The organism is Chitinibacter sp. GC72, from assembly GCF_009760905.1.
Taxonomy (GTDB): Bacteria; Pseudomonadota; Gammaproteobacteria; order Burkholderiales; family Chitinibacteraceae; genus Chitinibacter.
The window spans coordinates 21317-41173 of the sequence record NZ_VIRW01000025.1 but is presented as its reverse complement, the minus strand read 5'-3'; the positions used below and the strand labels follow the sequence as shown (position 1 = coordinate 41173).

General features: G+C 55.3%; 20 protein-coding genes, 1 tRNA gene and 1 other RNA gene. 11 read left to right on the top strand and 11 right to left on the bottom strand.

The features are described 5' to 3' along the window. Together FLS37_RS15070 and FLS37_RS15065 are read right to left on the bottom strand one after the other, a co-directional pair. On the bottom strand, positions 1-140 hold a 140-nt coding region (locus FLS37_RS15070), incomplete at its 3' end, for a transposase (RefSeq protein WP_198314525.1). Positions 141-398: 258 nt separating this feature from the next. Beyond that, on the bottom strand, positions 399-2720 hold the full coding sequence (locus tag FLS37_RS15065; protein WP_157670795.1) for an extracellular solute-binding protein: 2322 nt from the start codon (positions 2718-2720) through the stop codon (positions 399-401). A 420-nt stretch (positions 2721-3140) separates the two neighbouring features. Here FLS37_RS15065 and FLS37_RS15060 point away from each other — a divergent pair, with 420 nt between their 5' ends. Together FLS37_RS15060 and FLS37_RS15055 are read left to right on the top strand one after the other, a co-directional pair. Beyond that, positions 3141-4154: a cation diffusion facilitator family transporter gene (locus FLS37_RS15060; protein ID WP_232522636.1), complete on the top strand. Its 1014-nt coding sequence runs from the start codon at positions 3141-3143 to the stop codon at positions 4152-4154. A gap of 116 nt (positions 4155-4270) precedes the next feature. After that, positions 4271-4780 carry a CNP1-like family protein gene (locus FLS37_RS15055; protein ID WP_157670793.1) on the top strand — a complete coding sequence of 170 codons (510 nt, stop codon included), beginning with the start codon at positions 4271-4273 and terminating at the stop codon, positions 4778-4780. Positions 4781-4799: 19 nt separating this feature from the next. Here the strand turns inward: FLS37_RS15055 and FLS37_RS15050 are convergent, their stop codons facing one another. Further along, positions 4800-6248: a tetratricopeptide repeat protein gene (locus FLS37_RS15050; RefSeq protein WP_157670792.1), complete on the bottom strand. Its 1449-nt coding sequence runs from the start codon at positions 6246-6248 to the stop codon at positions 4800-4802. Between the two features lie 58 nt (positions 6249-6306). Further along, positions 6307-7428: a glutamate 5-kinase gene (gene proB, locus FLS37_RS15045; protein ID WP_157670791.1), complete on the bottom strand. Its 1122-nt coding sequence runs from the start codon at positions 7426-7428 to the stop codon at positions 6307-6309. 195 nt (positions 7429-7623) lie between these two features. On the opposite strand from proB, the gene pnuC reads away from it, so the two are divergent. Then, positions 7624-8181: a nicotinamide riboside transporter PnuC gene (gene pnuC / locus FLS37_RS15040; protein WP_157670790.1), complete on the top strand. Its 558-nt coding sequence runs from the start codon at positions 7624-7626 to the stop codon at positions 8179-8181. Then, complete coding sequence (locus FLS37_RS15035; protein WP_157670789.1) at positions 8178-8696, top strand: AAA family ATPase; 519 nt, start codon at positions 8178-8180, stop codon at positions 8694-8696. Before pnuC ends, FLS37_RS15035 begins: the two co-directional genes overlap by 4 nt. A 55-nt stretch (positions 8697-8751) precedes the next feature. Here FLS37_RS15035 and FLS37_RS15030 read toward each other — a convergent pair whose 3' ends face one another. Both FLS37_RS15030 and FLS37_RS15025 read right to left on the bottom strand, forming a co-directional pair. Beyond that, positions 8752-10023, bottom strand: coding sequence for an O-acetylhomoserine aminocarboxypropyltransferase/cysteine synthase family protein (locus tag FLS37_RS15030; protein ID WP_157670788.1), 1272 nt, complete (start codon positions 10021-10023; stop codon positions 8752-8754). Positions 10024-10164: 141 nt separating this feature from the next. Next, positions 10165-11325 (bottom strand): GGDEF domain-containing protein, encoded by a 1161-nt coding sequence (locus FLS37_RS15025; RefSeq protein WP_157670787.1) that lies wholly within the window; start codon positions 11323-11325, stop codon positions 10165-10167. Between the two features lie 429 nt (positions 11326-11754). On the opposite strand from FLS37_RS15025, the gene FLS37_RS15020 reads away from it, so the two are divergent. From FLS37_RS15020 to FLS37_RS15010, 3 genes are all read left to right on the top strand, one after another. Continuing rightward, on the top strand, positions 11755-12702 hold the full coding sequence (locus FLS37_RS15020) for a carbohydrate kinase family protein (protein WP_157670786.1): 948 nt from the start codon (positions 11755-11757) through the stop codon (positions 12700-12702). A gap of 188 nt (positions 12703-12890) precedes the next feature. Then, complete coding sequence (locus FLS37_RS15015) at positions 12891-13316, top strand: ProQ/FINO family protein (RefSeq protein ID WP_157670785.1); 426 nt, start codon at positions 12891-12893, stop codon at positions 13314-13316. Between the two features lie 90 nt (positions 13317-13406). After that, complete coding sequence (locus tag FLS37_RS15010; protein ID WP_157670784.1) at positions 13407-13982, top strand: SRPBCC family protein; 576 nt, start codon at positions 13407-13409, stop codon at positions 13980-13982. 46 nt (positions 13983-14028) lie between these two features. Here FLS37_RS15010 and FLS37_RS15005 read toward each other — a convergent pair. After that, positions 14029-14104: transfer RNA gene (locus tag FLS37_RS15005), tRNA-Phe, on the bottom strand. Positions 14105-14393: 289 nt separating this feature from the next. Between FLS37_RS15005 and rnk the strand changes: the two genes are divergently transcribed. Both rnk and FLS37_RS14995 read left to right on the top strand, forming a co-directional pair. After that, positions 14394-14804, top strand: coding sequence for a nucleoside diphosphate kinase regulator (gene rnk / locus FLS37_RS15000; protein WP_157670783.1), 411 nt, complete (start codon positions 14394-14396; stop codon positions 14802-14804). A 66-nt stretch (positions 14805-14870) separates the two neighbouring features. Beyond that, positions 14871-15848 (top strand): SAM-dependent methyltransferase, encoded by a 978-nt coding sequence (locus FLS37_RS14995; RefSeq protein WP_157670782.1) that lies wholly within the window; start codon positions 14871-14873, stop codon positions 15846-15848. Positions 15849-15875: 27 nt separating this feature from the next. On the opposite strand, the gene FLS37_RS14990 is transcribed toward FLS37_RS14995, so the two are convergent. The 4 genes from FLS37_RS14990 to FLS37_RS14975 form a co-directional block, all read right to left on the bottom strand. After that, the gene (locus FLS37_RS14990; protein WP_157670781.1) at positions 15876-16124 is read right to left on the bottom strand and encodes a DUF2502 domain-containing protein; all 249 of its coding nucleotides are present in this window, start codon (positions 16122-16124) and stop codon (positions 15876-15878) included. 128 nt (positions 16125-16252) lie between these two features. Beyond that, positions 16253-16685: RNase P RNA component class A (gene rnpB, locus FLS37_RS14985), an RNA gene on the bottom strand. Between the two features lie 62 nt (positions 16686-16747). Beyond that, positions 16748-17179, bottom strand: coding sequence for a DUF3362 domain-containing protein (locus FLS37_RS14980; protein WP_157670780.1), 432 nt, complete (start codon positions 17177-17179; stop codon positions 16748-16750). Positions 17180-17203: 24 nt separating this feature from the next. Next, positions 17204-17542, bottom strand: a complete 339-nt coding sequence (locus FLS37_RS14975; RefSeq protein WP_157670779.1) for a hypothetical protein — start codon at positions 17540-17542, stop codon at positions 17204-17206. A gap of 98 nt (positions 17543-17640) precedes the next feature. On the opposite strand from FLS37_RS14975, the gene FLS37_RS14970 reads away from it, so the two are divergent. Together FLS37_RS14970 and FLS37_RS14965 are read left to right on the top strand one after the other, a co-directional pair. Next, positions 17641-17859, top strand: coding sequence for a helix-turn-helix domain-containing protein (locus tag FLS37_RS14970; RefSeq protein WP_157670778.1), 219 nt, complete (start codon positions 17641-17643; stop codon positions 17857-17859). Beyond that, positions 17859-19838 carry a DUF2075 domain-containing protein gene (locus tag FLS37_RS14965; RefSeq protein ID WP_157670777.1) on the top strand — a complete coding sequence of 660 codons (1980 nt, stop codon included), beginning with the start codon at positions 17859-17861 and terminating at the stop codon, positions 19836-19838. The genes FLS37_RS14970 and FLS37_RS14965 overlap by 1 nt, the downstream gene beginning before the upstream one ends. Positions 19839-19857: the final 19 nt, after the last annotated feature.

Below are 19857 nucleotides of genomic sequence, written 5' to 3'. Positions count from 1 at the left end.
TGCTGTGCCAGCTCATGGAAAATAACCCCAAGATTACGGCGCAATGCGCCGAATAATCGCTTCTTTCTCGCCTTGGGGATAAACACCACGTGATATTTACAATCCCAACGCGTATGGCTCAGACTTTGATACTCTTTCATTTGAAACTCCTTCTCTTGGTCGAGATCGGAGCTTCACAATGACCGTTGTATAGGTCAAACCTTGGTGAGTCCCCCGGCAAAGCCGGGGGTTTACCTCAGATTAATTAGAATATGTCCTCTATTAATATACCCATTGAATCTGGCTTGAGCGGGATTTCCTGATTGTTGGCGGCGCTGCCAGCTATTGATGTGATGCGCTTGAGGGGCGATCAGTAGAAATGCCGGATGCCGGTATTCAACCGGCATCCGGCATGTGGCCTAGCGGCGGGCGGTGGCGGCCAGTTTGCTGGCGGCGGCGGCGGCGGTGATGTTGGGGTTGTGCCAGAACTCGTACACCACTTCGATCAGTGCTTTTTTCATATCGTCCTGCACGGCCATATTGTGCGCCCACGATGGCACCAGTGTATTTCTCTGCGCGGCATCGGCAAAATCGGCGGCCGAGGCTTTGCCGTAGGAATCAAGCCGGTTGCGGTCGATGTCGGTGCGGGCAGGAATCGAGCCTTTGTGATGGTTGTAGGCAATCTGGCATTCCGGGCTCATCAGCAGGGAGGCAAAGTCACGCTGGGCGATGGCGCGTTTGGGATCGTCCTGCCGGAACATGGTCAGCGTATCGGCGGCAAAGCTGTATTCGCCATTCTGATTGGGCGCGGCCCAGAATAGATAATCGCTACCCGCCTGCTTGCCTGCGGTATCAAATTCGCCTTTAACCCAGTCACCCATCAGCTGCATGGCGGCGCGGCCATTGATGATGTCGGCAGAGACCAGATTCCAGTCGCGGCCAACCGGATCGGGGCTGCAGTAGGGTTTAAGGCGGCGGAACATCTCGAGCGCCCGGATGGTTTCCGGCCCGGACAACACACCCTGATCAAGCCTGCTAAAGGCATCGACATAATATTTAGCGCCACACAGGCCCAGCGAAACCGCTTCGAACAGCGTGGCGACCTGCCATTTCACCTCGGAATGCGCAAACGGCATGATGCCGGCGTTTTGCAATTTATCACACAGCGCGATCAGTTCATCCCATGTGCGGGGGGCCTGGCTCACATTCACCCGGCGCAACAGTGCCGCATTGGCCCAGATCACATTCACGCGGGCCACCCCCAGCGGTACGGCAGCATAGTGGCCATCGGCGTGCATTTGTTTATCAAGCACGGCGGGCAGTATTTGCGCCCAGTTTTGCTCCTGCGCCAGATCGTCCAGATTGGCCAGCACATTTTTGCCCGCCCAGGCCTGGATTTTGACGCCACCGATGGCGGCGGCAGTGGGCAGATTATTTTCCTCGACGGCTTTTTTCAGCATGCCGGGGACATCTTTACCGCTGTGATTATCCGACCAGTGATGGCCGATCTGATTCAGGCGGGCTTTTACATCGGCCACAGCCCGAAATCCGCTGGCAGCAAACCAGCCATGCAAGACCGTAATGTCTTCCAGTTTGAATTTACCCACGGCATTCATCAGTTCGCGGGCGCGGTTGTCGAGTGTTTCGAGCGCTTTTTTGGTTTGCTGCAGCGCCGAATCGCTCGATTGTGTCATTGAATTAATTTGCTCGGACGATTGCGCCATTGTGGTACTGGCGGCAGTTTGTTCGCGCGTCGCGTCGGCAATGCCGCGTACGACTTGCACGACGTTTTCCATGCGCTGGCCGATTTCATGCATCATCTGGCTGGCTTCCTGCGCCCGCTCGACGCTGGACGTAACGCCGCTTGCAGCTTCATTCATGTTTTTAAGTGCAATATCGGTATCTTTGCCCACCGAGTTGATACGGTCGGTAATTTCTACCGTGGCCTTGGCGCTGCGTTCGGCCAGCTTGCGCACTTCATCGGCGACCACGGCAAAACCGCGCCCCTGCTCGCCCGCCCGCGCCGCTTCAATCGCCGCATTAAGCGCCAGCAGATTGGTTTGCTCGGCAATATCCTTGATCACGCTAACAATGCCACCGATTTCCTTGGAACGCTGCCCCAGATCGGCCATGGCAAAGCTGAGCGATTTGATCGAATCCTGCATTTTGCCTACTTCATCCGACACGCTATGTACGGTTTGCGCGCCATCGACCGACAATTGTTGTGTCGAGGCGACTGCGTCATCCACTTCGTGCGCGCTATCGGCAATATGCGTAATGCTAACGGTGATTTCCTCGACCGCAGCAGCCGAGGCGGCGACAAAATCGGCCTGAGTGTGGCTGTCTTTAACCAGCTGCCCCGTCACGCTGGTGATTTCTTTCAATCCCAGCGACAAGCTTTCCATATCGCGCTGCACTTCGCGGAAGGTGTTTTGCAGCTGCGTGGCAAACTCGTTAAATCCGGCTGCAGCCTGCCCCAGCTCATCTTGCCCCTGCACCGAAATACGGAAATTCAGATCCCCGCCCCCAACCGGCAATTGCTGCATCGACTGCAACAACTTTTGCAAGGGTTTGAGCTGCCATTGCATAAGCAGCGCCTGCGCCACTGCAGCGACCAGCACAGCCAGCGGCAAGCTGACCCAGGCTGACCAGCCCAACCCCAAGCTAGCCCAGAAACCCAGTGCCAGCGCCAGCAGGCTAATCAAAATGGTGGATAAAATGATTCGGGTCTTGATGGGCATAATGACTCCGCAGTGGGAAAAAGCTGTTTTTATCTGATCCGGAAACCGCCAACAATTGCTTATGTCAGCATAGTCAGGATTGAAGTTGAAAGCCAAGCAGGCCAGATTGGGACATGATGGGGACGACGGCTTTGGCTTGTCTATTGCGAGTTTGCTTTATGTATTATGCACCGTTGATGCCCACCCGTTCTTGATCAGATCGAGCTCAATGGCCTTTTTGCAACGCAACAATAATAGTAGTAGTATGAAATACAAAAGTTATCCTTTGCCAGGCACGTATCCAAGCGATGGGACGCTACGTTATAGTAGCTGCATGACATTTATTGCATGACAGGGCTCAGGCCGCTCAGCCTGTGTGCAGCAACATCCGGCAGATTCGCCATCTACCGCTGCTACACCCTGAAAAGAAGGATAGGCATCGTGAAATACACCCCGCACACTCACAAGCATTTTCCAGAAGGTGCGCAGCACCAGCACCCGCATGATCGACCGGGTGGACACAATGCCTGCCATGATCATCGCCACGACGAAAGCCACCATCATCACGACCATGGCGCACCCAGCTCGCAAAAACGGCTGGTGATCGCACTTATCGTGACCTTCGGCTTTGCCTTTGTCGAGCTGGCGGGGGGACTCTGGGCCGGATCACTAGCGCTGATTTCCGATGCGGGCCATATGATGACCGATAGCGCCGCGCTGCTGCTGGCGCTGATTGCCAATCTGATCGGGCAACGCCCGGCCAATGCGGCCAAATCGTATGGCTACGCGCGGGCCGAATTGATCGGCGCGCTGGTCAACAGCCTGACCATGATTGCGCTGGTCGTGTGGATTGTGGTCGAAGCCGTGCAACGCCTGCTCAATCCCGAGCCGGTCAATGGTCTGGGCGTAATGGTGATTGCGGTAATCGGTCTCTTGGTCAATGTGATTTCCGCTTGGCAGCTCTCGCATGATCACGACAATCTCAATAGCCGTGCGGCGCTGATTCACGTACTGGGTGACTTGCTCGGCTCGGTGGCGGCCATTGCCGCCGGGGCCGTGATTTACTACACCGGCTGGCAACCAATTGACCCGATTTTGTCGATTGCGGTATCGCTGCTGATTTTGCGCTCGACCTGGGCCCTGCTGAAAAAGTCGACGCATTTATTAATGGATGGTGTACCGGACGGACTGGATTTGTCTGCCGTCGCCGATGCCATTACCGCCACGCCGGGCGTGAGCGAATTGCACGATCTGCACGTCTGGAATATCGGGGGCAAACGCAACGCCCTATCGGCCCACCTGATTATCGAAGACCCTGCAGCATGGCCACGCTTGATTTTGCAACTCAACGAGATGCTGGAGCAGCAATACCATATTGACCATGTCACCTTGCAACCCGCCTGGCTCAGCGAGCATCAGGGGGAGCCGGTGCCAATGATACGGATCGCGCATTGATCGATGCGGCGTGATAGCATCTGTTTCTTTGTCTCGGGGAAAGAGTGATGCGAGCACAATGCCTGATGCTCATGCTGTGTGCCAGTATGACTTCGTTTGCAGAAACCAATGTCAGAATGGAGCGTAATGGCCGCGGCTTACCGGGAGAAGTGGTGGATTGGTTCAATAATAATCAGAAGGCGGCCCCCGCAGAGGCGGCCTTTGAACGCCCAAATATCAAAAATTTGGTCGAATGGGCACCGCTCGAGTTTCCACAATTAAAAAATAATAACCGGAACAACTATTTTCTTGCCCTAGACAGCTTAAGCCTCACGAATGATGAAATTGTCCGTTATGTGGTCGCCATCAAACCCACCGGAGGCAATGTAACGACACTGGTTTTTGAAGGGCTCGATTGTGCTAGCCATCAATATCGTCGCTACGCCAGTGCCAGCAGCACGGGCGACTGGCGTGAGCTTAAAAACAGCGAGTGGAAAATCAATAGCAAAAATGGCCATCATGCCTGGCAAGGTTATCTGGCTGATGAGTTTTGTCGCCTAGACGCCCCTTGGCCGCTGGAAACCATCAAAAAAGAATTCGTCGCTAATAAATTACCTGCTGACTGTTCCGGCTGCCAAACCCGTTAAATCCACGGCAGGGGGACAGTCAACGAGACGGCACCATAGTTGCATGGCTCTGCTGTCGTTGCCCGATATACTGAGCGGCCTGCTGTACGGGCGCTGACCAGTCATCCAAACCCGGTTGGCGCAAAATGCGCAGCGATGAGTACCACGGGCTATCGCTGCGCTCGGTTTGCCAGCGCCAATCGGCGTCGACCCGGCTCAGCAATAAGGTTGGCACACCCAGCGCGCCTGCCAGATGCACAATCGACGTGCAGCTACTGACCACCAAATCCAAATTGGCAATATAAGCAGCCGTATCGGCAAAATTGCACCATTCGGCGCAGTCGTCGCGCAGCTGCGCCGGGTGAGCGCCGTATTGCAAATTGCACCAGTGAATGCCCGGCAGATCGAGCAAAGATTGCAACTGAGCCAGCGGAATACTGCGCCAGCGGTTATCCGCCTGCTGCGGATTGCCCTGCCAGGCCAGGCCGGCTTTGAAACCGGTGGGCAAGTGCTGACGCCAGTACGCCAGCGCCGCCGGATCGGGGTGCAAATAGGGGGCACCATCGAGCTTGGCTTCGTCAATCTGCAGCGCGGCGGCCAGACTCATCAAGGGGATATGATGCGTCAGCCCGCTGTGATCGCTCAGGCTAGTCACCACATTGATCTCTGGCGGCAGGCTTTGCTGCAGCAGCTGCTGCAAGGTATCCGGCACCAGCACGGTGACCTGGGCAAAGCGGTGCAGCAACTGGGGTAAAAACCGGACAAATTGCAGCATGTCGCCAAAGCCCTGCTCGCCAATCACCAATAGCCGGGCAGAACGGTTCACCACCTCACCAGACCAGCGGGGCAAAGGGGTATTGGGATAGGGCCTATACAAAGCCTGCCATCGCGACTCATACCCCTGCCATCCTTCCTGCCATTTTCCTTCGAGCAAGCTCAAAGTCCCCAGGCTGTAGCTGGCTAGATGGTGCTCGGGATTGAGCCTCAGTGCCGCCAGATAATGTGCTCTGGCCTGCGCCAATTCACCTTCGCGCCGGTACAGCCGCCCCAGATTATGCAGGGCATCGGGGTATTCGGGCTTGAGCCGCAGGGCGGCGGCAAAATGCTCGTGCGCCGGCGCAAAGCGCCCCAGATTGGTCAATAGCGTTGCCAGATTATAGTGCGCCTCGGCGTGCGCCGGATTGGCATCCAGCGTGGCGCGATAATGCTCGGTCGCGGCCAGCGCATTGTGCTGCAACAGCGCAAGATTGCCCAAATTATAGTGTGCGTCGGCCCAGTCGGGCTGCCAGTGCAACGCCTGCTCGTAGGCAATGCGCGCCTCGTCATAGCGCCCCAGCTGCTTGAGGATATTGCCGTAATTCAAATGCAGGGCGGGCGCTTCGGGCGCCAGCTGCAAGGCTTGCGCCATCAGGATTTGCGCTTGCGCCCAGTCTGCACGCTGCGCGGCACTACGGGCCAGTTGGGCCAGCTGAACGGGGTCTTTCACCATACCCTCCCATGTATTGGCCTGCAGCCTTTTTTAAATCTAAATCGCAGACCTATACCCATCAGGAAACAACCAGATTATCGCGGTGGATCAATTCGGCTTCATCGATATAACCCAAAATGGCTTCGATCTGTCCGGTAGGGTGGCGCAAAATCCGCGCGGTTTCTTGCGAACTGTAATTGATCAGGCCGCGCGCAATTTCAACGCCCTGATGATCGACACAGCTCACCACTTCACCGCGCAAAAACTCGCCTTCCACCGCGCTCACGCCAATGGGCAACAGGCTTGACCCACCTTGCTTGAGCGCCCGTACCGCACCCGCATCCAGCGTCACACGGCCTTTGAGCTGCAAATGATCGGCAATCCATTGTTTTTTCGCCGCCAGCGGCGAGGTGTGCGCGGTCAGTTGCGTACCGATGGCTTCCCCAGCGGCGAGCCGGGTTAGCACTTCGGGCTCGCGACCGCAGGCGATAATGGTCGCCGCCCCGCTGCGCGCCGCCCGTTTGGCGGCGATGATTTTGGTATACATCCCGCCTGTGCCGACGCTGGAGCCCGCACCACCGGCCATCGCCTCCAGCGCTTCATCACCAGCAGTGGCAAAACGCACCAGCGTGGCATCGGGGTTGCTGCGCGGATCGGCAGTGTAAAGGCCGGTCTGATCGGTCAGAATCACCAACGCATCACCCTCGATCAGATTGGTCACCAGCGCGCCCAGCGTGTCGTTATCACCAAACTTGATTTCGGCAGTGACGACCGTGTCGTTTTCATTAATGATCGGAATCACGCCCAGCTGCAACAAGGTCAACAATGTTGACCTGGCATTCAGATAGCGGGTGCGATCGGATAAATCTTCATGCGTCAGCAGCACTTGTGCACAAGTGAGGCCGTATTCCTGAAATGCGGCTTCATAAGCACGGCACAGCCCCATCTGGCCAACTGCAGCGGCGGCCTGCTTTTCATGCACTGCGGTAGGCTTGCTGCTCCAGCCCAGCCGCGCCACGCCTTCCGCTATGGCGCCACTCGATACCAGCACCACTTGCTTGCCCTGGCGCGCCAGCTCCGCGATTTCCTTGGCCCAGCGGCTGAGCGCCGCATGATCCAGCCCCTTGCCGTCGTTGGTGACAAGGCTGGAGCCGACTTTGATGACAAGACGTTGGGCGCTGGGTAATACGGTGCTGGTCATGATGAATGATTCCGACTTTGATGCAGGAGATTATACCGTGACAAACGGCGCTGAAACGGCACGATGCCGCCCTGATGTGAGGAAATTTGCACCAGCGCAAAGCCCCGCAGATTTTGCACTGGTGCAGCCAGAAGCGCCTTGCCAGTGCTGGGGGCTGCTAAACTAGCGTCCTTTTCACCGCTTTGATTGTGCCTTATGTCCCTGCTTGAAATCATTGGCTTTGTGCTAACGCTGACGGCCATTGCGCTGGCCGCGCGCGGCCATGTACTGACCTGGCCACTGCAGCTGGTAGCCAGCCTGCTGTATGTCTGGCTGTTTGCCAAATTCAACCTGTTTGGCGAAGCCGCGCTACAAGCGGTCTATGCCGTACTGGCCGTGTATGGCTGGCAGCAATGGCGGGGTAATGTGGGTCAAGCAACTTTACCTGTGCGGCATTTAAGTAAAAAAGAATGGCTGCTGATCAATACCGTGGGGCTGGCCTTAACGGCCTTGGTGTCTACGCTGCAAATTCAGTTTTTACCGACTGATGTACCCGTGCTCGATTCGTCGATCTTTGTGTTTGGCCTGTTGGCGCAGTGGATGCAGGCGAAGAAAAAAATCGAAAACTGGCCGTACTGGATTGTGCTCAATCTGCTCGCTAGCGGCGTGTACCTGTATAAAACGCTGTATATCACCAGTGTGCTGTACGTCTTGCTGGCCTTGCTGGCCGTGTGGGGCTGGCGCAACTGGCGGCGCGAGCTGGTGGCCGTATGACGCGCAAAATCGCGATCGTCGGGCCAGAATCCTGCGGTAAAACCAGTCTGGCGCGAGCGCTGGCCCGTGAGTTGCAGGCACCGTGGGTGCCCGAATTCTCCCGCCCGTGGTTTGCCGCCCAGCGCCGCACCACGTATAGCATGGACGATATTATTGCGATTGCGCATGGTCAGCTGGCACTCGAAAACCAGCTGGCCACCGGAGCGGATTGGTTGGTGTGCGATACCAGTGTGCTGGTCTGCATCATCTGGGCGCAGGTGTGCTTTGGCGAATGCCCGCCCGAGCTGGCGCAACTATGGCGGCCTCAGGATTATCAGCTGCATCTGCTCACCGCAGCCGATCTGCCGTGGCAGCCCGACCCACTGCGCGAAAATCCGCTGGATCGCGATGCATTGCTGCTGCGCTATCAAGCTGCGCTCGAGCAAGCACAAGTACCGTTTGCGCTGGTGGCTGGTTTGGGCGAGGCCCGCTGGCAAAATGCCAAGCAGGCAGTTCACCAGTTTTCATGGGTATAGCACTGCAATCTATATTGGGTAAGATCTACAGAGCAATACCCATGATATGCATCAATTACACTTGTGCCAGCGCCTGATCCAGATCGTCCAGAATATCGTCGATGTGCTCAATCCCGATCGACAGACGCACCATATCTTCCGAAACCCCGGCGCGTTTCAGCTCTTCCGGCGAGAGCTGGCGATGCGTGGTGCTGGCCGGATGGCAAGCCAGTGATTTGGCGTCGCCAATATTCACCAGTCGGGTGATCAATTGCAGCGCATCTTGGAAGCGCGCACCGGCTTCACGGCCGCCTTTCACGCCAAAGGTCAACAAGCCTGACGCTTTGCCGCCGAAGTATTGATCGACCAAGGTCTTGCTTGGATGGCCCGTTTGGCCAGCGTAATTCACCCATTCCACTTTCGGGTGCGCCGCGAGGAAATCGGCCACTTTCAGCGCATTTTCCACGTGTCTATCCATGCGCAGCGCCAGTGTTTCCAAGCCCTGCAGAATCAGGAAGGAATTAAATGGCGAAATCGCCGCGCCCATATTGCGCAGCGGTACGGTGCGCGCTCGGCCAATAAAGGCGGCAGGGCCGAGTGCCTCGGTATACACCACGCCGTGGTAACTGACTTCAGGCTCGTTCAGACGACGGAAACGCGCCTTGTGTTCTGCCCACGGGAATTTGCCACTATCAACAATAATGCCGCCAATGCTGGTGCCGTGACCGCCCATATACTTGGTCAGGCTGTGCACGACGATGTCGGCGCCGTGCTCGATAGGGCGGGTGAGATAGGGCGTGGGTACGGTGTTGTCGACAATCAACGGTACACCACCGGCATGGGCAACGGCAGCGAAGGCGGCAAAGTCAACCACATTGCCCAATGGGTTGCCGATGGATTCGCAGTAGATTGCTTTGGTTTTTTCATCGATCAGCGCGGCAGCGGCTTGCGGATCGTTGGCATCAACAAATCGAACGCTGATGCCATATTGCGGTAGCGTATGGGCAAATAGATTGTAGGTGCCGCCATACAGCGCGCTGGTGGCGATGATATTGTCGCCCGCTTCGGCAATGGTGAGGATCGCATAGGTAATCGCGGCTTGCCCTGAGGCCAGCGCCAGCGCGCCAATCCCACCTTCCAGTGCCGCCACCCGTTGTTCCAGCACATCGGTGGTTGGGTTCATAATGCGGGTGTAGATATTGCCTTTGATCTTCAGATCAAACAGATCGGCACCGTGCTGGGTGTCATCAAAGGCGTAGCTGGTGGTCTGGTAGATCGGCACGGCCACGGCTTTGGTCGTCGGGTCGGGGCTGTAGCCAGCATGAATGGCGAGCGTATCGAATTTCATTGCTAAGATCCTTGAGGTAAGAAAAGCCCAAGTAATGTAGCACTGCTGGTTTTGCCCGATAAGTGATTGATTGATCTAAACATGGCGCAGCTTGATCTAAGACAAGCGCCCGAAAATGGCCACGTAGGGCTGCCAACGGAATTAAGGCGCGACGGTGATGGCTCCCTCGGGGATGGCCTCGCCGCGCAAATGGCCTTTGCGCAGCTGCAGTTTTTCTTCGGCACGTTGCAATAGCGCTTCAAACTGATTGCCGTGGCGACCATATTTGACCAGCGACAGCGTCACCGAAAGATGAAAACTGAAGTCGCCATGCTCGATAGTCAATGCCTCCAGCGCCATTTCGATTTCCACGGCCAGCGAGCGCAGCTCGTGCGAATTTTTATCGCAGAAAATAATGCAGAACTCCTCGCCCGCAATGCGGCCGATTAGCGCTTCGTCACCGGCAATCTCGCGGATCTTCTTGGCACATTTTTTCAAGGCCGCATCGCCTGAGCCATAGCCGTAGCGCTGATTCACCACACGGAACTGGTCAATATCAAGCAGCATCAGGCCCAGCGATGAGTTGTGTTTGCGGGCGCGGTGCAATTCGCGCTCGGCGTGCTCTTCCATGCCTCGCCGATTGAGCAAGCCAGTTAGCGCATCGTAGCGCACCAGCTTGGTCAGGCGCGTATGCAGGCGATGGGCAATCATCAATTGATAACTGTAGGGCAAAACCACGCTGATTGCGCAAGCCAGCACAGCCCAGACCTGGACAAGCTGGTCATGGGGTATTGCGCCAAAGACGTTACACAGACTGGCGCAAAGCAATATACCCGCCAGGGCAAATACAGTCACCACCAGCAAGTAGCGCGGCAGGCTCCACTCTTCGTCATTGCCGGGCTGAAATGCTTCGCGGCCAATCTGAAAGGCCAGCGGCGCGAGCAGCAGTGCCTGGAGCAATCCGGCCTGTGCGGCCGAAATCGCCTGCACCAGGCTGGCGACCACAGCCAGCAGGCATAAGGGAATCAGCGCAGCCCACCAGCCCAGCACGGCTGGCCGCGCAAACGAGCGGCGCGTCCCAGCCAGTAAGCCCAGCTGCCCCAGCAATAACAACAAAATGGCCAGCCAGGCCAGCAAGTCGGCGCTGCCAAACAGGGCCAGCGCCCAGACAAACCAGCCGGACTGGTGCAATACCCCACCGACGGCCAGCGTAGTGATGCCGCGCTCGCTATCCTGACTGCGAGCCAGACCGAGATACATCAAGGCGCCCAGTGCCGAACAAATCATGGCCAAGACGGAGAGCGAGCTAAGCGATAACAACATAAGACAATACTAATATAAGTGATTTCCCTAACCTGGCTAATGTGCCTTCACATCTTGTCAGGGTAAAGTCAGAACTGACGGATGGCACTTCTGGCAGTACAGACGTGGTTGCAGTGCAACAGTATGGCAACAAGCGCGCAAAAAATTCATGCCTATGATGACTGCACGCAAACGTATAATGCGCAGACCCAAGGGTCTGTTGACGTTTGGTTTGCGAATTCCGTTTGGGCTGATTTTGGCCTGATACAAGGTGCAAGAACCGCCGCATAGTCGCTCTATGCAAGGTTTTTGCCACGCAGTAGCAGGCCAAAAGCAAGCATACCCGGAGGGCTGGGCGATTTTCGCGGCGACTTTACGTCATTTCGCCGCGAAAATCGCCCAGCGGGATCATAAACCAAACGTCAACAGACCCTCGCTTGGAGAAAATCAATGTCTGCCTTAATTTGCGGCTCTATGGCCTACGACACCATCATGGTGTTTCCTGATCATTTCAAAAAACACATCCTGCCGGAGCAGATTCATATTCTGTCGGTGTCATTTCTGGTGCCCGAAATGCGCCGCGAGCTGGGTGGCTGCGCCGGTAATATCGCCTACAGCCTGAAAATGCTGGGCTCGGAGCCGCTGATCATGGCAACGGTGGGCCAGGATTTTGACCTGTACGCCAAATGGCTGGAGCAAATGCAGATCCGCCAGGACTACATCAGTGTTCAGGAAGGCTTTACCGGGCAGTGCTTTATCACTACCGATCTGGATGATAACCAGATCAACGCCTTCCACCCCGGCGCAATGGGCATGTCGCACGTCAATCAGGTGGGCGACGTCAAAGAGAAAATCAGCATCGGCATTGTCTCACCCGATGGCAAGCAAGGCATGCAGGATCATGCCCGCCAGCTAGCGGCAGCCGGTATTCCGTTTATTTTCGACCCCGGTCAGGGCATGCCGATGTTTAGCGGCGAAGAGCTGCTTGAGCTGGTCGAGATCGCCACCTATCTGACGCTAAATGACTACGAAGCCGAAATGATGTGCAAAGCCACCGGCTTAAACCTTGAACAGCTGGCTGGCAAGGTGAAAGCGCTGATCGTGACGCTGGGTGCAGAAGGCTCATGTATTTATGCCGATGGCAAGCAGCATGTCATTCCTGCCGTTGCGCCAGCTGCCGTGCTTGACCCAACCGGTTGCGGTGATGCTTTCCGCGCCGGTTTGCTGCACGGGCTGATGCAGGGCTGGGATTGGCCCACGACTGGCCGGCTGGCTTCTTTGCTGGGCAGCATCAAAATTGCCCACCGTGGCGGCCAGAACCACAAATTCAGCCTGGCCGACCTGAAAGCACAATATCAGGACGCATTTGGCCAGACTTTGCCCGAAACAGTCGCTTAAGCACCAACCCAAGCGCCGCAGCATCTCACCACCGCAAGCTCAACAACTCTTCGGTGGTTTTGCTGCGGCGGGCAATAAAACAGCAATAGCCCGCGCCGAATTTGAACACCCGTAATCACATTCGCTTGGTTACGGTGGCGAATCTGATAAAATGCACAGGCAAAAAACCCTTTGACGAGCTTGATCGAATGAACACCCCAGAAAACAAACCGACTTCTACACCCACCACTTTTGGCATGTTGAAGGATTTGCAAAAGCAATTTGCGGTATTGCGTGACTGCCAGCCTCTCGCCATCGGGATCGACAAGCAAGTCATCGCCGCCCTGCCAGAAGTCAACCGCCGGGTACTGCGCAGCGCGCTGGCCATGCACACACGCTCTATCCGTTATCTGAAAGTGATGCAAAACGCGACCGAACGCGTCAATCTGGATGGCAGCAAGGCCGACGCCGTCACCGAAGAGCAGCGCACATTTGCCGCCACCAGCCTGCACGAACATTTCAAAAAAGCGGCCAATGAGCGCAAGGCACAGCAAGCGGCCGAAGCGGCTGCCGAGGCCGAACGCCAGCGCACCGAAAAACTCAATCAGCTGGCGCAGAAGTTCTCGCGCAACTAAATCCAGATCAACCCCGGGCTTGCGCCGGGGTTTATTGATTGTGCCGCCAGATTGCAGTGGCCAAGTACCACGCGAGTTAAAGGAAACATCATGCGCTGGTTTCTGATCCTGCTACTGCTGTACTCCGGAGCAAGCCACGCTCTGGATACCCCCATCCTGCCGCTAGTCTCCGTACAAGCCAGCGAACGTGACGGCCATGTGCTGTTTAACGCCCAGTTTCTTGCTCCAGTGACACAGGCCCAGGCCTTCGCCGTGCTGAGCGACTTTGACCACATGGCCGAATTCATGCCGAATATGAGCCAGAGCAAAGTGCTGTCTCGGCAGGGCAATCACTGGCATATCCGGCAGCAAGGCCAGCTGCAGCTGGGGCCGATCAGCATGACGCTGGATTCGGAACGCGATATCGAAATCCAGCCGATGGAGCAGATCACTGCCCGCTCGATCAATAGCAGCAATGGCGCATTTAGCAGCCGGATGCAGCTACAGGCCCAAGGGCGCTACACCCAGATGAATTATCAGGCCGACTGGATTCCCAATTCGGCGCTGATGCGCACTTTGGGCAAGCAGCATTTGCAAACGCATATTGCCCAGCAATTTGGTGCCATGCAAAAAGAAATGCTCAGACGAGGCAAACTGGCGCTGGCCTCGGCGCCGCAAGGCTTTTGAGCGCGCGCCAATGCAAAAAGCCACCCGAAGGTGGCTTTTTTAATTCTGGTGGCCAATCGCGGAATCGAACCACGGACACGCGGATTTTCAATCCGCTGCTCTACCAACTGAGCTAATTGGCCAGTGAATGATTGCTCAGTCACAAGGGTTGCCATTAAAGCCGATCCGGCGCGGCGCGTCAAGCGCTTTATCGCAAATAACCATCCTGTCGGCGTGATTGCGCCGCATCCGGCCCGATCACTCAATCAGCAAGGCGGTAATATTCACATTAAACCTATGGGGTATAGCTGGGTCTACCTGATTTGCTATTGCCCACATCAATATACCCTAGCGGCAGCGCATTTCACGATGTGCTGCCGCTTATTGTGCTCAATCATTTGGGACAAATGTTTTTTTAGAAGGATGCAGCTGATGAGTTTACCCCCGATTACTGTTTCTGCTCTGGATGCCGTGCGGCTGGAAAAACTGCTCGAGCGTCAGGCCGCACAAGGCCTAGCCGATATCAGCGGCCTAGAGAACGAGCTGGCGCGGGCTCATATTGTTGAGCCGGAAAACATGCCGCCCGATGTCGTGACGATGCGCTCGCAAGTGTGTTTTGAAATCCTGCCCGAAGGTAAAACATTTGAGCTCACATTGTGCTACCCCGACGAGATGAATGGCAGCCGCGAGCAGATTTCAATTCTGGCCCCCATCGGCTCGGCCATTCTGGGTCTGTCGGTCGGGCAGGAAATCAGCTGGCCCACGCCTGCCGGCACGCAGCTGCGCGTGCGGGTCAAAGCGCTCAGCTGGCAGCCGGAACGCGCTGGCATGCTGCTGATGTAATTGCCCCACGTGCGCCAGCCACGGGGAATCAACTATGATGGTTCTTTTCTCCACGCTGGCCGCACCATGGCGCTGTCCAACTCCCCTTTCCCCCATCCCGTAGCCGATCTTTCCAATCCATCCCACACCTGGGAATGGTTGCAAACCAATCCCAGCCTGACCGAGCTGGCGCAGCAGCACCCGGCGCTCTGGAGCGAAGTGCGGGCCGAGCTGGCCGAAGCATTTGCCAGACGGGATCCGGCTGAATTGAAAGCGTTGCTGGCGCAGGCCAGCCAGCGCAAAGCGCCGGGGCAGCGCTATTTAAGCGGTGAACGCGAAGGCCGGGCCTTTGCACTCTTTGTCCACGAACAGCTACGCCAGCGCCTCACCGAGCAGGCTTTGCGCCAGTACGCGCTATCCAGCGCCAGCGGCGTCAAAGCGGGCAAGGTGCGCTTTAATCTGTTCAATGGCCTGCTGGCGCAGCATTTGCTTTTCGAGCGAGATCTGATCCGCAAACCGGTTTCGATGACCCGTTTCAAGCTGATCTGGCCGCTACTCTGGCAAAAATGCCGACTCATGCCGCTGGTCGAAAAACGCGGCATCTGGTGTTTTTACAGCCGCGAGCTGATTACCGGGCTGGCAGCGCTGATCGGCGCGCGCCGCACGGTTGAAGTTGGCGCGGGCGATGGCACTTTAAGCCGTTTTCTGGCAGCACAAGGCATCGACATCACGCCGACCGACGATTACAGCTGGGGAAAAACCATTCAGTACCCCGATGCCGTGCAGCGCTACGATGCCATTGCGGCCATTTCGCGCTTTAAACCCAAAGTCGTGATTTGCAGCTGGCCACCGTCGAATAATCATTTCGAGCGGCAAATCTTCCGCCAGCGGGAGGTTGAAACCTATATCGTGATCGGCAGTCATTCGCGCTTTCTCACCGGCAGCTGGCGCGATTACGAAGAGCAAACACAATTTGACTGGCAGGAACACCCGGCGCTCAGCCAACTGGTTTTGCCGCCAGAACTCAAAGCAGGGGTGTGGGTATTTCAACGCAAGGCAGCTTAATCAAGCGTTACAACAAGATACCCACTATTAGCAACGGCCTTTTTTGCCCTGTCCTGGTGGGCATTTGGTGCCAATGCCTTTGCCATGGTTTTTCTTCCAGTACACCGGATCACGCCAGACTTTACCATCCCAGTAATAACCCCGCTTATCCTGATCGCCAAAGCGGATTGTCGTGTTGCCGCTTTTGATTGTGACACCATCGACAGTAATTTCGGCGCTGTGTGCGAGCACGGGCAGCATGGCAAACAGGAGGGCTAGTAATCCATTTTTCATCATTGTTCTCCGTAAGCAAGCCGAGATCGACCATAGCCTTAAAGTAGCGCAATGAGCCGCAAGTTAAAATAGCCGTGTTGCTAAGGGTGAAAAATGCCGACGAAGGGCAAAAGTGATTTTGATGGTGGGGAGTGCGAAGCGGGACTATAAGCCGGGTCCTGTCCGGCTGTTGCCAGCCGTGACCATCATTCCTCTAGGCGCGCCATTACTGACGCGCTCAAGCAACCTACCCGTAGACTCAGCGAGCAACCTCAACGCCTACTGCTTGGTCTTGCTCCGAATGGGGTTTACCCTGCCAGCGACTGTTACCAGCGCCGCGGTGCGCTCTTACCGACCCCTTGCGGGGCTCCCCGTGAGGCGGGGACACCTTTTCACCCTTACCTGAGCGCCGGTTCCCATGGTCTCAATCCACAGTTCAACCCGGCACACTGGCGGTTCAGCTCTCTGTTGCACTTTCCGTCGGCTCACGCCGCCTGGCCGTTAGCCAGCATTCTGCTCTATGGAGCCCGGACTTTCCTCCCCCGCCAGCATTACACTGGTAGCAGCGATGGTCTGTCCCGCTTCGCGGACGCGATTATCCGCGCAATACTGCGGCGGGGCAAGCAGACAGAGCCCGGCGGTAAGCTTTATCTTGAGCCCGGCTTCTTGCCAACTCCAGCGCCAAAGCCCGTTTTGGCCGCGGGCTTACCGCCCGTGCGCACCACTGGCTTGCCACGGGGTATAGCGCCAGCAGCATTTCTAGCATTGCCCTGTGGCGATTTACTCCGATTAGGTATCTTGCCCACCGAGCCCGGCCCGCCACCGCCACGAGCGTTGCCCTTCGGGGCTTGCATGGATTTTTCGGCGGCTGATTCGGGGGGAATCAGCTGTTTGGGGCCGGTGCCGATCAGATCGGCACGGCCCATATTGATCAGCGCTTCGCGCAGAATCGGCCAGTTTTTCGGGTCGTGATAGCGCAAAAATGCTTTGTGAACGCGGCGGCGTTTTTCGTCTTTGATGATGTCGACTTTTTCCGAGCTGCGATGAATTTTCTTCAGCGGGTTTTGCTTGGTGTGCACATCGTCGTTGCCAGTATGGCGAACCTAACAACGTAAATTTTTGGAGCTTGCCGCTATTCGCTGGAGTAACTCAACTGTACTCATTTCAGGTTGAAGATTTTGTTCCGCAGCAGTGCTACGACGGAATTCTAGCCACTCATGCCAATGATGATCATCATCACTTGTTCCAAATTGATGAATCAATTCATCCCGCAGTGGGCGTAGGCCGAGTGACTCGGGATTAAAGTACAAACCATCAATTAGTGCAGCTTGGAGATTTTTGTGCCCAATCTGACTCAATGCTCCACCAAAAAAGGCTGCACCATAAATTTTGTAATTCCCCGCATCACGGTAAAGATATTCCAGCACCCAATCGCACGTCATAACTGACCTTCAACATAAAAACATAATTGTGACACATAGTCCGTAGACGAATAAGTCACATCACCTGGAACATCCAAAACTCAATTAAGGATGCTCCTGTGAATCAAGAACTGATTAGCTTTGGTTTGAAAATACGGCAATTGCGCACAGCAAGAGGACTCAGCCAAGAACAGCTCGGTCAGCAGGCCGATTTGGATAGAACGTATATCAGTGGCATCGAACGTGGTGTTCGTAATCTCAGCCTATTAAACCTTTTTCGCTTAGCAAAAGCATTGGGGGTTAGCCCTTCAGTGTTTTTCGAAGAAGGAAGCGAGTGATGTTCGAAAATGCAGCTTTTTACGGTGCACCTGTCGATCAATTCTTGCATCACACGGCTGAGCATGTGATCGGGGTTTTAACTCAGCGGCATAGCCAAAATTTAGAGCACTTGCAAACCGGCGCTTGGCGTATGCAGGTCCTTATCTTGCAACAAGCCCTTGCCGAATATGCCGATGGTTATGTGTTGCTCGAAGCCAAAATACCTCGTATGGGGCGTCGTGCCGATGCCGTACTTATTCTGCGCAATCGCCTGTTTGTGATCGAGTTCAAGATCGGCTCAAGCCATTACTTGGCACCAGATCTGCGGCAAGTGCATGGTTATGCTTTGGATTTACACCATTTCCACAGCAGCAGTCATGAGCAAACGATAGTACCTATCCTTGTTGCCAGTGAAGGGCCAGCTACTGATTTTACTTTTCTCAGTTCTGAGCACGATAGCGTCTATCAACCCGTTTGTGCGAATTCAACCAATTTACCCGACTGCCTTGCACGCGCATTAGTAGAGACAAAAGCTAAGCAAGAGATTACTTGGGTTGATTGGCTGGCAGGCAGTTACAAGCCAACGCCAACGATTATTCAAGCAGCACAAGCGCTGTATGCGGATCACGAGGTGCTTGATATTGCACGGCATGACGCTGGCGCAAAAAACTTGTACGCAACTACACACGCCCTGCAAGACATCATTCATCAGAGCCGCGAACAGAAAAACAAAGCCATTTGTTTTGTAACCGGGGTTCCCGGTGCGGGAAAAACGCTGGTTGGTCTAAATATCGCAACAAACAATGCGAATCCAGCGGATGATGAACATGCCGTATTTTTGTCTGGTAATGGCCCATTAGTCGCGGTACTCACCGAAGCCTTGGCGCGTGATTCGATCTTACGTCAGCAAGATGGGAATAAGCGAGATGCTCTGCGAAAAGCCGAATCCCATATCCAAAATATCCACCGTTTTCGTGATCAATATTTAGAAGATCATTCCGCACCGGCTGAACGGGTGGTGATTTTTGACGAGGCACAGCGCGCATGGAATCTGGAGCATACGGCCAAATTCATGAATCAAAAGCGCGGTCAGCAAGGATTTAAGCAGTCAGAGCCAGAGTTCCTGATCAGTGTCATGGATCGCCATCAAGATTGGTGTGTCATCATCGCGCTAATCGGCGGTGGGCAAGAAATCAATCAAGGAGAGGCTGGGTTACAAGGCTGGTTGGATGCACTATGTAAGCATTTTTCTCATTGGAATGTTTATTACTCTCCTCAATTGGCACATGCTGAGTATGCCGGTGGTGGAATTAGCCTCGCAGGAGTTCACAAAATATCTGAATCTCCCGCGCTACATTTAGCGACGTCGATGCGCTCCTTTCGAGCAGAAACCTTGTCGCACTGGGTTCATCACCTGATTCATAACGACGTGGCCCGTGCCAACTGGCATGCTGAGCAGTTGCAACAACGTTTTCCAATTATGCTAACGCGTGAGCTTGAGCACGCTAAGCAATGGATACGTCAGCAGGCACGTGGCGAGGATAGTAAAGGATTAATTGCGTCATCTGGAGCCATCCGTCTAAAACCAGAAGGCATCTTTGTTAAAAATACGATTGATGCGACAGATTGGTTTCTAAATGATGTAGAAGACGTGCGCTCGTCCCATTACCTTGAAGACGTGGCGACTGAATTTGATATTCAAGGCTTGGAGCTAGATTGGTGTCTAGTGGCGTGGGATGCTGATTATCGTTATCAAGAAGGGCAATTTACGCACTGGAAATTTACCGGCACCAGCTGGAAACGCCGGCATAAGCCAGAGCAGCAGCGTTATTTGGAAAATGCTTATCGCGTACTGCTAACCCGAGCCCGGCAAGGCATGGTGATCTACATCCCCCATGGCGACTCCACCGATCCGACTCGACCGACCTCGTTTTATGAGCAAACAGCACAGTATTTAATCGATTGTGGTGTTGGACTTCTCGATGAAATTGCTATTTGATTGGTACACCAAGAAAGCC

Coding starts and splice junctions, on each gene's coding strand:
- rnk (WP_157670783.1), top strand. CDS start 14,394: ATGAGTTTACCCCCGATTACTGTTTCTGCTCTGGATGCCGTGCGGCTG.
- FLS37_RS15030 (WP_157670788.1), bottom strand. CDS start 10,023: ATGAAATTCGATACGCTCGCCATTCATGCTGGCTACAGCCCCGACCCG.
- pnuC (WP_157670790.1), top strand. CDS start 7,624: ATGTCCCTGCTTGAAATCATTGGCTTTGTGCTAACGCTGACGGCCATT.
- FLS37_RS14975 (WP_157670779.1), bottom strand. CDS start 17,542: ATGACGTGCGATTGGGTGCTGGAATATCTTTACCGTGATGCGGGGAAT.
- FLS37_RS15010 (WP_157670784.1), top strand. CDS start 13,407: ATGCGCTGGTTTCTGATCCTGCTACTGCTGTACTCCGGAGCAAGCCAC.
- FLS37_RS15050 (WP_157670792.1), bottom strand. CDS start 6,248: ATGGTGAAAGACCCCGTTCAGCTGGCCCAACTGGCCCGTAGTGCCGCG.
- FLS37_RS14990 (WP_157670781.1), bottom strand. CDS start 16,124: ATGATGAAAAATGGATTACTAGCCCTCCTGTTTGCCATGCTGCCCGTG.
- FLS37_RS15025 (WP_157670787.1), bottom strand. CDS start 11,325: ATGTTGTTATCGCTTAGCTCGCTCTCCGTCTTGGCCATGATTTGTTCG.
- FLS37_RS15015 (WP_157670785.1), top strand. CDS start 12,891: ATGAACACCCCAGAAAACAAACCGACTTCTACACCCACCACTTTTGGC.
- FLS37_RS14965 (WP_157670777.1), top strand. CDS start 17,859: ATGTTCGAAAATGCAGCTTTTTACGGTGCACCTGTCGATCAATTCTTG.
- FLS37_RS15065 (WP_157670795.1), bottom strand. CDS start 2,720: ATGCCCATCAAGACCCGAATCATTTTATCCACCATTTTGATTAGCCTG.
- FLS37_RS15020 (WP_157670786.1), top strand. CDS start 11,755: ATGTCTGCCTTAATTTGCGGCTCTATGGCCTACGACACCATCATGGTG.
- FLS37_RS14995 (WP_157670782.1), top strand. CDS start 14,871: ATGGCGCTGTCCAACTCCCCTTTCCCCCATCCCGTAGCCGATCTTTCC.
- FLS37_RS15055 (WP_157670793.1), top strand. CDS start 4,271: ATGGAGCGTAATGGCCGCGGCTTACCGGGAGAAGTGGTGGATTGGTTC.
- FLS37_RS15035 (WP_157670789.1), top strand. CDS start 8,178: ATGACGCGCAAAATCGCGATCGTCGGGCCAGAATCCTGCGGTAAAACC.
- proB (WP_157670791.1), bottom strand. CDS start 7,428: ATGACCAGCACCGTATTACCCAGCGCCCAACGTCTTGTCATCAAAGTC.